This window comes from Bellilinea sp. (assembly GCF_053501535.1).
This window is the reverse complement of sequence record NZ_JBRCOK010000107.1, coordinates 1-10,277: the sequence shown is the minus strand read 5'-3', so window position 1 is coordinate 10,277 and position 10,277 is coordinate 1. Positions and strand designations below refer to the sequence as shown.

Sequence of the window (10,277 nt, the reverse complement as noted above, 5' to 3'; positions counted from 1 at the left end):
GTTCTGCCGATTCCCAGCATTTCGGACATGCGGGTTACATTGCCCTGACAGTATTGAGCGGCTTGCAAAATGGCACGTTTTTCCAGTTCCTCCAGTGGCAGTATACGGCCGTCCTCACTGGAGGGTGAAGGTTCAAAATCCGTCATGGGCTGTAAGTGGGGTAAATGACCGGGGGTGATCAGCCGGCCCGGGCTGGCTTGAACTGCAGCGCGGGTCAACACCGATTCCAGTTCGCGTACATTGCCGGGCCAGTGATAGGCCTTCAACAGGCTGAGCGTTTCGCGGCTGAGGGTCAGGGGGTGGCCAACCTGTTTAGACAACCTTTGAAGAATTTGTTCGATCAGCAGGTCTAAATCCTGTTTGCGTTCGCGCAGGGGCGGCAGCACGATTTCAAGGGAACTGAGCCGGTAGAGCAAATCGGCGCGGAAGTTGCCCTCACGAACCAGATGCTCCAGTGGAGCGCAACTGGATGCAATGATGCGCACGTCCACCTCAATGGGTTTTCGGCTGCCAATTTTCTGGATGATGCCCAGTTCCAGAAAGTTGAGCAGTACGCTTTGGGCTTCGAGCGGCAATTGATCCACATCCTGTAAAAAGAGTGTGCCGCCAGCGGCCAGTTCAAATTTGCTGGTGATCGGCGCCCCGTCACGATTGCCTTTTTCGCTGCCGATCAGTTCAGTCAGCGCCAGTTCGCTGGGCACAGCGGTACAGGCAAAAACCACAAAGGGAGCATGGCTGCGCTGGCTGTGATAGTGAATCGCCCGCGCCAGCAGGTTTTTACCGGTGCCGGGTTCTCCGCGGATCAAGACGCAGCCGCGTGCGGCCGCGGCGCTGCGCGCCATACGCCGAACACGGCGAATGGCGGGCGATTCACCGATCAGGTTTTGCAGGTCAAAGGTGGGGGAGCTGACCTGCCGCTGGACATATTCACGCAGGGTCTTCACCGGCCGGAGCACGGCAATTGCCATGCGCAAACCGTGCCGGCCATGAATGTACTGTAAACTGAGCAGACAGCTGACCGGCTCACCGGCAACGGTCAGTTGAACTTCAAGATCGTTGATTGGAATTTGTTTTTGGAGTGCATCCTGTACCGGGCGCGGGAAGCGGATGTAGGCATCCAGTTTCGAGCCGAGCAGGCTGTCCGGTTTGACGCGCAGCAGGTTGGCGGCGGTGGGGTTGGCGTGCAAAATGATTCCCTCTGCGTTCCATACCAGAATGCCCTCCTGAATGCTGGAAAGAATGGCATTCAGGCCGGTTAATTGGTTGTTCTGTTCTTCCAGTAATTGGTCGGATTGACGCTGAGCCTCGATGGCCCTGGCGGCGGCGGTGATCATTCCCATCGAGTGGGGGTGCAGATGGCCGCGCAGGGTGATCACTCCCAAAGCACCGATCAACTTGCCGGAGGTGTCGAATACTGGCGCGGCCGCGCAATCATACAGGTGGAAGGGCTGGCGGAAATGTTCAAACCCTTTGACGAAATGAGGAGTTCGTTCCAGCAAACTCAGCCCAATCCCGTTTGTGCCGATCTCTCCCTCCGCGAGCAGTGTACCCGGCGTGATTCCCATTCGCTCCAGCATGGCCATGATGTTGGCATCGCCGACGGCATCCAGTAAATAGCCTACATTGTTGGTGAACAGGATGGCTGAATTGGAGTTTTCGATGTATTGATACACATCTTCCATGACTGGGCGGGCAATGGCCATCAGGTCAAAGTGATTGACCTGAATGGAAAGCAAGTGTTCGGCAGAAAGATGGGGCGGGCGGTGAGGGGAGTACGGATCTACCCGTGCCCAACAGCGTTCCCAAGAGGCGGCAATTACCGGGCGTATCTGCGGCAGTAAAACGTGGTTGGTGACAAAGGCGATCCATGCCTGCTGGATTTCCTCGCCCGGTTGTTGGCTCATTGGCTTCTCCTCTTCCGAAAGAAGGCTGGAATGAAAACGATTCAACCCCAATATATTCTAGCCGAAAGCACTCTCAGATTCAATCACCAATTTAATAAGTTGAGTTTGGTTTAAGGGCAAAATCTGACCGGTTAATTGGGGGAGGCGGGACACGGCGAGAATGCTTGTTGCTAATACTGAGAAAGTTAATTCGATATATCCCCCCCTTCCAACAGAGCAAACAAAAAAGAACAGATTACCATTTTTTAGTGGGTTGAACAACTGGGATCAGCCTTATGTTGTTTTTATTAATAAGTAGTTGTTCAATCAACCGCTGATTGATTTATACCTTGCAAAAAAGTATAGTCATTTCAGTCTTGACAGAAATGAGTAATGATTGTAAAATGAAAGCGTCCGCAAATGGCGGATTTGGCTTTTTTATCTTAAGGAGCAAAGAACAGTATGGTTTCAGACGAAACGGATAGTGGTGATAGTACCCCTCCCATATCGGGAGACCCATTAACCCTATCCCAGTTCATTGAAAATATGGGATTGCACTTTGAGGAGTACGGCATTCCGCGCATCGGCGGGAAGATACTGGGCTTGCTGTTGATTGCCAGCCGTCCGGTTTCGCCGGAAGAGATGGCCGAGGTGTTGCAGGTCAGCCGCAGCAGCATCTCCACCAACCTCCGCACGCTGATGATGGCCGGGCTGGCCGAGCGGGTTTCTCTGCCCGGTGAGCGCAGTGATTATTATGTGTTCTCCGATGAGGCCTGGGAAAATTCGCTGGAAATGCGCCTGGAGAGCGTTCAGAACCTGCGCGAGATGGCGGAAGAGGGCCTGCAAGGACTGGCACAAGATCACCCCGCCCGCCAACGGATGGATGAGATCATCGAGTGGACGGCGCTGCTGGAAAAGTCGTACGAGAAAATTTTGCAAGAATGGCAATCCCGCCGAGAGATACCAGCCTGAAGATCGATGGTGCATAACTGCCTCCTTTGACCGGCTGGTATCTCGACACCAGCCGGTGTTTTTTACCGGTATCTGACGGACATGGAGGTTGAAAATGCGCTACCTCGTACTGCGTACCGAAAATTTAACCAAGGAATTTCACCGCCGCCCGGCGCTTTGTGGGGTGACGCTGGAAGTTGACCCGGGGGAAGTATTTGGCTTGCTTGGACCGTCCGGTGCTGGTAAATCTACCCTGCTCCATATTCTCCTTGATTTCATCCGTCCTTCCCATGGTCAGGCACTGGTTCTGGGAATGGACTGCCAGCGCAATGGTCTGAAGGTGCGGAGGCTGGTGGGCTATTTACCTCAAAACCTGACTTTACCCAAAGGGGTTACTGCCGGTCAACTGTTGGAGCGTTTTGCGGCATTACGGGGTGGTGTGGAAATGACCTTTGCACATGAACTGGCAACCCGCTTTCAACTGAACCTGGATCTGGCGTGTGAACGGCTCTCTCCGGCTGATCGCCGCAAAGTCGGTCTGGTTCAGGCGTTCATGCACCGCCCTGAATTAATTCTGCTGGATGAACCTTCGCGTGATCTGGACACGACTGCCCAGATGGAACTCTACCGGCTGATTGCTGAATTTCGCGCCGAAGGCCGCTCGGTGGTGATTGCTTCCCAATCCATTTCTGAGATGGAGCGCATTTGTGACCGCGTTGCAGTATTGCATCAGGGAAGGGTTATTGCCGTGGAACGCGGCGCTCAACTGCGCGCCCGCGCCATCCGTAAAATTGAAATGCGTTTTGCCAATCCGATCAACCCGCAAATTTTCATGGGTTTGAACAATATCAATCAACTGGTCTGTGATCAGAACAAGGTGTACTGCACCGTGCTGGGCGACCCGGATGCGTTGCTGAAAACCGCCACCCAGTTCCGCGTGCTGGATATTATCAGCCAGCAGCCCAGTCTCGAAGAGGTTTATCACACCGTTTACGGCATTCCAGCCTATGCGGCTTGATTTATTCAAGGATCTCTGGCTGGAAAGAAGGCGCAGGGTTGCCTTCTGGTGTGGGATTGTTGTGGGCTGGTGTGGAGCAGCTGCACTGTTTTATCCGCTGCTGGTGGATGAAGCCTTCGTTGATCGCCTGGCGGATTGGTTCAACCCATTGCTGGAGTCACAGCAAGCTTACTGGCTGCTGGTATTGGCCGTGTTTGGCCTGCCGGTTATTGGCGGGATGTTTGCCTTCTGGGAGGGAGGGAAGCTCTTCAAAGGTCAGGCGGTGCGACATTCGATTGCATTTTTACTGGCGTATCCGTTGCCGCGCTGGCAGGTTTATCTCAGCCGTGTGGGTTACCTGCTTTCGGCCTGCTTTTTGCTGACGGTGGTGGGTCTTCTGAGCGGGAGTGGGGCGATTCTCCTCACCGGAAGTCAACTGCCGTTTGGTTATTGGGGATTCCTGCCTGGTCTGTTTTTACTGATCGTTTTATTCGGGGAAGTCGGTATCCTGTTGGGGGTCTTGAGTCAATCCTTTTGGCTCGATCGGCTGGTTGGGGTAATCCTTTTGATTCTGTTGTATCTGCCTTATGGGCTCGACTCTTCCGACTCGACGGTGCGCTATTCCCCGCTGTTTTACATGCTGGGAGAATTGCCATTACCTGGCACAATTGAGGTTGGCAACCTGCTGGGATTAGGTTTGTTGTGTGTGGCGGGTGGTCTGCTGGGCGGTTTTGCCTTTGAGCGGTTGGAACTGGAATGATTCTTTCTTAACAAACTGCTAACCTGTTCTTTGAATAATCTTAATTCAGGTTGGGTATTATAAATTCAGGCAGTCGTTGCTCATTCCTCCGGGCAAAGTCGTGCTCCTGGTGGGTAGGTGATACAGGGATAAGATAGTGGTAGAGATGGAAAGGCAGCCTGAGAAGGCTGTCTTCTCCGTTTAACCGCCGGAAGTGATACATTTCGTTTTGAGGTGGGGGTTTTGTCAGGTATAATTTTTATAGACAGGTAAGACCTGCACGTTTTTCTGCCAAAGGGTTGTTCTGGACAAGGAAGGTAGCCATGAATCCGCTGATGGATCCCAATGTTGCGTACGTTCTGCTGGTACTCGGACTGGTTTTGGGGATTCTGGCGCTCTTCTCACCCGGAACCGGTTTACTGGAAATTGGGGCTTTGTTCGCCATTGTGCTGGCCGGTATTGGAGCGCTCAGCCTGCGCATCAACCCTTGGGCGCTGGGTGTACTGGTGGTTGGGGTCGTGCCATTTTATCTGGCGCTGCGTCGTTCCCGTCATTGGATTTTCTTACTGCTTACCATTGCAGCCGTCATCGCCGGGTCGGTATTTCTCTTTGAAACCGCCGAAGGTCAACCGGCGGTTAATTTCTGGCTGGCGCTGGTCACTTCACTGATCGTTATCCCAATTCTTTGGATCGTTGGGCGAAAAGGAATTGAAGCCATCGGTCGCGGAAAGGATTTTGATCTCAACCGCCTGATAGGATCGGTAGGAGAGGCGAAAACCGATATTTTTCGTGAGGGAGCAGTGTACGTGATGGGTGAGGAGTGGTCAGCGTGGAGCGAGGAGGAAATTCCGGCTGGCAGCAAAGTTCGGGTGGTCAAACGTGAAGGGCTAATTTTAAGGGTTGAAAAAGTGGACGAAGAGTAAAAAAATCCCTATCGGGATCATCATATCCGAAAGGCTGTATTCCAGACAGTCAACCAAGAAAAATGGAGGTTTAGAAAAATGGAAGTCATCTATTGTCTGATAGGAATTGTCGTACTGGGGGCGTTGATCTTCCTCGGCACGGCTCTCAAAATTGTTCCGGAATATCAACGATTGGTCGTGTTTCGCCTGGGGCGCTGCATTGGTGCCCGTGGGCCGGGTCTGATCATTCTCATCCCCTTCATTGATCGTGCTGTGCGGGTGGATTTGCGCGAACAGGTGCGTGAAATACCGGCTCAGACCTCGATTACCGCCGACAATGCGCCCATCTCAATTGATTTTCTGTGGTACTACAAGGTCTTTGACCCGGTACAAAGTGTGCTGCAAGTAGGCAATTTTGAAATGGCGGCACAGGGTATTGCAACCACCACCCTGCGTTCGGTCATCGGCGGAATCATGCTGGACGGTGTGCTTTCGGAGCGTGAGAAAATCAATCAGGCTCTGCGCGTTCGGTTGGATGAAGTGACCGAACGGTGGGGTGTCAAGGTCACCAATGTGGAAATCCGTGAGATCATCCCGCCGCGCGACGTGCAGGATTCGATGAACCGCCAGCTGGCGGCTGAGCGAACCCGCCGCGCCGTGGTAACCGAATCTTCAGGTCAGCGCGAAGCAGCCGTCAACATTGCCGAAGGTGAACGACAGGCCGCCATTCTGCGCGCAGATGGGCAGAAACAGGCCGCTATTCTGCAGGCCGAGGGTGAAAAACAGGCGCAATTGCTGCGAGCCGAAGGTTACGCGGCGGCGTTGGAGCGCATCTTCTCGGTAGCCAGCACCATTGATCAGAAGACAATGACCCTGCAATACTTTGAAACGCTCAAAAACATCGGCATGGGTCAGTCCACCAAGTTCATCTTCCCGATGGAATTCACCAGTCTGCTGGGTGATTTTCTCAAAGGGCGCTACACACCTGAAAACAAAGAATAATCTCTACGACTGAGAAAACCCACCCGACTGTAACGTATCCGGTCGGGTGGGTGCTTTTCTCCCCATTCCCACTGCTTTCCTATGGACTATATCATCGAAAAAGCCGGTTGGCGGGATTTTTTAGACCTCTACCGTTTGGAGAAAGTGGTATTTGAACAGGATGCCTGGCCGTGGTTTGATTTGTTGGTCGTCCTCACCTTTCCGGGTTTTGTGCGTTTGAAAGCGGTAGCCAATGGTCACATGATTGGTTTTGTGGCGGGAGAGTTGCGCAGAGGAGATGGGGCCGGCTGGATTGTGACGCTGGGGGTCTTGCCGGAATATCGCCGCAGGGGGGTTGGACACGCACTGCTCCGCCAGTGTGAAAACCAGTTAAACAGCAAACGCATTCGTCTGTGTGTGCGCAAATCCAACCTGCCGGCTTTGAAGTTGTATCAGCGGGAAGGCTATGTGGTATATACCACCTGGGTAAATTATTATCACGGCGGAGAAGATGCACTGGTGTTAGAAAAGATTCTTCCCAGTTAAGAGGTTTCTTAAAATTTAGGTGAAGTCGTTGACTTTACCGGTGAGTCGTTATAATATATTTAAGAAAGGGAACGAGGCGCATCCAAATGCCTGTTTTTGCGACATATTCAAAGTTTGGCTCACATTCGGGGCACGCGTGATGACGCGTGCCTTTTTGTAAATTTCAAATCGAAAGGAGACCAGTTGAAATGGATTATGGGATGATCGGAAAGCGGGAAAAAGCCAGGCGGTATGCACAGGAACGAGAGCGGATTCACTTCCATTCTTTTACCGTTACCATGGATGGGAACAACAATCCGCACCATATTCAATACGACAATGGACGTTGGCAGTGTGACTGTGACTTCTTCAAGACACGCGGTGTTTGCAGCCACACGATGGCGCTTGAAATTGTATTGGAGAACATGCTGGCAGCGCCGGTGAATAATCCGTAGGTGGCCTTTGAGCAGCACAAAACAAGCCCGGCGCAACAAAACCGGGCTTGTTTTTTTACTCGTTTCGATTACAGGTCTTATATTTGCGCCAGTTTCAGGCGTGGTTTGGTCTGAACATACAGACCATCAATGGCATCCTCTTGATTAAGGGCAAACAGACCTTCCACCGAAGAAAAGAAGCGCGCATTTTCACGGGCGGCTTTTAAGTCGTCACCCTGCAGACTGGCAAGGGCCTGTTTGTCTTTGCGGAAATTCAAGTTTTCGCTGATCCGTTCACTCATTTCCTTCAAAATGAAATGGCGGGTATTGCTTTGTGCATCGCGCAAATCACGAACGCCAGTAACCAGATTGAGAAAAGCCATTTTCAGGTTGCTTTCGTCCACATCTTCCTGAGTTAACCGCTGCGCTTCCCAGAAATAGGACTCTTTGCCGCGATTGATATCGTAAAATGCCGAGAGAAAGACCAGAAAACGGAGGTAAGCCTGCCGGTAGGCTTTTTCGAAGAAGGATACAGCCTGTTCTTCGCTGATTTCACCTTCAAACATGGTGATTAAACCGGCCGCAGCCAGCATTGCGCTAAATGTAGCCAGATGCACACCGCTGGAAAGCAGGGGGTCAAGGAAACAAGCCGCATCTCCAACCATGAAGTAACCCGGACCGGAGAATTTTTCAGCCGTGTAGGAATAATCCGTTTCGGTTTTAAGGTCGGAAACCAGCTCGGCTTCTTGCACGATGCGGGCAATCAAGGGCGATTCCCGCAGCGCCTGCTGATAGATTTCCTCCAAGCCCAGCGAGCGTTTGGCAGCCACGGCGTCTTTGTGCATGACCACACCAATGCTCATCGTGTCGTCATGCAAAGGAATTGCCCAAATCCAGCCGTTGGGAATTGAACCCACGGCAATATCACCTTCGCGGCCGGTGGCGAGCCGGTCGGTGTTTTTCCAGTAGCCCCAAAAAGCGATGTTCTTGAAGACCTGGTGGTAACGCCGGTTGCGCAAATAGCGGTTTGCCATGATGCCGTTGCGTCCGCTGGCATCAATCAGATAATCGAAAGTGATTGTACCGGTTTGACCGGCGCTGCCGTTGCCAGATTGATTGACCAGATACGAAGCTGAAACCGGACGTTCGCCCTCAAATTCAAGGCTGCGGACTTCCACCCCTTCGAACACCTTTACGCCCTGACTTTTGGCATGTTCGAGGAGCAGATGATCGAATTCAGCACGGGTCACTTGAAAACTATAGGTGGTGTCTCCCGCCAGCTCACCAAAATTGAGCGACCATGTATCCCGCCCCCACTCCAGATAGGCGCCGTGTTTGCGTTGAAAGCCGAAGGCTTCCATTTTTTCACGCATACCCAATAGATTGATGACATCAATCATGGTTGGCAGCAGCGATTCGCCGATGTGATAGCGCGGAAAACGGGATGCCTCTAAAAGAGTTACTTCAATACCAGCTCTGGCGAGTAAAGTGGCGGCAGTAGCGCCGCCGGGGCCGCCGCCCACGACCAGAATCTTTGAGTGTGATGGAATTTCCAGCATAAAAACCTGCCCTTCGGTAAAACGGATAATTTTTATTCTATTTATAGATTATCCGAGTCAACAATTGGCTTGTCAAGAGGATATTTCTTATAGGCTTCTTATAAAAAGTATTTTCACGGAAAGAAAGCAAAAAGAAATAAAAATCTTGATAAAAACACTATACAAAGGTTTGAATTTGCACAATGTATAACGTATTATGCATAAGCAGACCGATAACCATCTTCGATCAACTTCAACAGACGGAGAAAGGGTTAATCTGATCAAATTCATCATCATATTGCTTTAGGTAATAAAGGGAGAATTAAGACATGAAACCGTTTGCAAAAATTGTATCCATGATTGCGGTCCTGGCGTTGTTCTTTGGTTTCGCCATCAGCCCGGTGCAGGCACAAACCAAAGGCGATCAATGCGAAACTTTCTTCGTCAATGTCAGCCATGGCATCAATGGCACCCGGCTCGGTCTCTCGAAAGAATTGCCGGTGATCGCGTATGTCTACAAAGATGGTGGTTTGCTAGCGCAGATTCCGCTGGAGTTCAAAGATAATTTCCAGGCAGAATTACCGGTAGGTGAATACACCATTGAGGTCTTCTCGGAAGAGCTGGGTGTCTTCATCGATTCAATGAAAGTTGGACCGGTCGAAATCCCCGGTTGTGTTAAGGTTAACTTGCTGGCTCGTTTGGGTGAGAAGGGCGAACCCACCATTCGCGTGCTGGTGCGTGAACTGGCCAGCAAAGCCGCCAGCCGGTAATTTCCATTGATTTTCAGCCCTTTTTCCCCGGTCTGTTCACCGCCAGCTTTGCTGGCGGTTCTTTTATCGAGGGTGATTTTTGGTCATTTGGGGAAGACCTACATTGATTTTGTTTATAAATATGATAAACTATAAACATGGGTGTCAATCAATCCGATTACTCCCGCAGGTAAGTTTCAATGTGGGGGTATGGATTGAGGTAATTCTTTTTTTCATACAGTGGAGGATTAAATGAAAACTGTGATTCGGCTTTTGTCTATTGTAGTGTTTCTCAGCCTTCTGGTGGGTTTTTCCTACTCACCGGTGGAGGCGGGCGTCAGGTGCCCAACCTTTATTGCGCACATCACACACGGCATTGATGGCACGAAGTTAGGATTGACTCAGGAACTGCCGGTGGTCGTTGAAGTGTATTTTGGTCCGAACCTCAAATTGCTGGATAAAATTGATTTGAAGTACAAGGAAAGCTTCACCGGAGAGCTTCCACGGGGAACTTACCTCATCAAGGTTTTTTCGGTTGAGTTGGAGCAATATGTTGAAACCATGACGGTGGGTCCGAC

General features: G+C 51.4%; 11 protein-coding genes. 9 read left to right on the top strand and 2 right to left on the bottom strand.

The window, feature by feature from the left end:
* On the bottom strand, positions 1-1,904 hold a 1,904-nt coding region (locus tag ACWIZX_RS10490), incomplete at its 3' end, for a sigma-54-dependent Fis family transcriptional regulator (RefSeq protein WP_448335727.1).
* Between the two features lie 441 nt (positions 1,905-2,345).
* Between ACWIZX_RS10490 and ACWIZX_RS10485 the strand changes: the two genes are divergently transcribed.
* From ACWIZX_RS10485 to ACWIZX_RS10455, 7 genes are all read left to right on the top strand, one after another.
* Complete coding sequence (locus ACWIZX_RS10485; RefSeq protein ID WP_322794472.1) at positions 2,346-2,855, top strand: GbsR/MarR family transcriptional regulator; 510 nt, start codon at positions 2,346-2,348, stop codon at positions 2,853-2,855.
* A 94-nt stretch (positions 2,856-2,949) separates the two neighbouring features.
* Entirely contained in the window at positions 2,950-3,852 is a 903-nt protein-coding gene (locus ACWIZX_RS10480; protein WP_322794473.1) for an ABC transporter ATP-binding protein, read from the top strand.
* Positions 3,842-4,591: a hypothetical protein gene (locus ACWIZX_RS10475; RefSeq protein ID WP_448335726.1), complete on the top strand. Its 750-nt coding sequence runs from the start codon at positions 3,842-3,844 to the stop codon at positions 4,589-4,591. Before ACWIZX_RS10480 ends, ACWIZX_RS10475 begins: the two co-directional genes overlap by 11 nt.
* A 302-nt stretch (positions 4,592-4,893) precedes the next feature.
* On the top strand, positions 4,894-5,493 hold the full coding sequence (locus tag ACWIZX_RS10470) for an NfeD family protein (RefSeq protein WP_448335725.1): 600 nt from the start codon (positions 4,894-4,896) through the stop codon (positions 5,491-5,493).
* A gap of 78 nt (positions 5,494-5,571) precedes the next feature.
* A complete protein-coding gene (locus ACWIZX_RS10465; RefSeq protein WP_322792468.1) occupies positions 5,572-6,474 on the top strand; it encodes an SPFH domain-containing protein in 903 nt (300 codons plus the stop codon).
* Positions 6,475-6,555: 81 nt separating this feature from the next.
* The gene (locus ACWIZX_RS10460; RefSeq protein WP_448335724.1) at positions 6,556-6,999 is read left to right on the top strand and encodes a GNAT family N-acetyltransferase; all 444 of its coding nucleotides are present in this window, start codon (positions 6,556-6,558) and stop codon (positions 6,997-6,999) included.
* Between the two features lie 188 nt (positions 7,000-7,187).
* Positions 7,188-7,433 (top strand): SWIM zinc finger family protein, encoded by a 246-nt coding sequence (locus tag ACWIZX_RS10455; protein WP_322792470.1) that lies wholly within the window; start codon positions 7,188-7,190, stop codon positions 7,431-7,433.
* Between the two features lie 77 nt (positions 7,434-7,510).
* Here the strand turns inward: ACWIZX_RS10455 and ACWIZX_RS10450 are convergent, their stop codons facing one another.
* On the bottom strand, positions 7,511-8,968 hold the full coding sequence (locus tag ACWIZX_RS10450) for an NAD(P)/FAD-dependent oxidoreductase (protein WP_448335728.1): 1,458 nt from the start codon (positions 8,966-8,968) through the stop codon (positions 7,511-7,513).
* Between the two features lie 311 nt (positions 8,969-9,279).
* On the opposite strand from ACWIZX_RS10450, the gene ACWIZX_RS10445 reads away from it, so the two are divergent.
* The gene (locus ACWIZX_RS10445; RefSeq protein ID WP_448335723.1) at positions 9,280-9,720 is read left to right on the top strand and encodes a hypothetical protein; all 441 of its coding nucleotides are present in this window, start codon (positions 9,280-9,282) and stop codon (positions 9,718-9,720) included.
* Between the two features lie 231 nt (positions 9,721-9,951).
* Positions 9,952-10,277, top strand: a 326-nt coding sequence (locus tag ACWIZX_RS10440) for a hypothetical protein (protein ID WP_448335722.1), incomplete at its 3' end; no start/stop codon positions are given.

Bases quoted from the DNA above. Each gene is read 5' to 3' on its own strand.
- ACWIZX_RS10475 (WP_448335726.1), top strand. From the start codon at position 3,842: ATGCGGCTTGATTTATTCAAGGATCTCTGGCTGGAAAGAAGGCGCAGG.
- ACWIZX_RS10485 (WP_322794472.1), top strand. From the start codon at position 2,346: ATGGTTTCAGACGAAACGGATAGTGGTGATAGTACCCCTCCCATATCG.
- ACWIZX_RS10455 (WP_322792470.1), top strand. From the start codon at position 7,188: ATGGATTATGGGATGATCGGAAAGCGGGAAAAAGCCAGGCGGTATGCA.
- ACWIZX_RS10480 (WP_322794473.1), top strand. From the start codon at position 2,950: ATGCGCTACCTCGTACTGCGTACCGAAAATTTAACCAAGGAATTTCAC.
- ACWIZX_RS10460 (WP_448335724.1), top strand. From the start codon at position 6,556: ATGGACTATATCATCGAAAAAGCCGGTTGGCGGGATTTTTTAGACCTC.
- ACWIZX_RS10445 (WP_448335723.1), top strand. From the start codon at position 9,280: ATGAAACCGTTTGCAAAAATTGTATCCATGATTGCGGTCCTGGCGTTG.
- ACWIZX_RS10470 (WP_448335725.1), top strand. From the start codon at position 4,894: ATGAATCCGCTGATGGATCCCAATGTTGCGTACGTTCTGCTGGTACTC.
- ACWIZX_RS10465 (WP_322792468.1), top strand. From the start codon at position 5,572: ATGGAAGTCATCTATTGTCTGATAGGAATTGTCGTACTGGGGGCGTTG.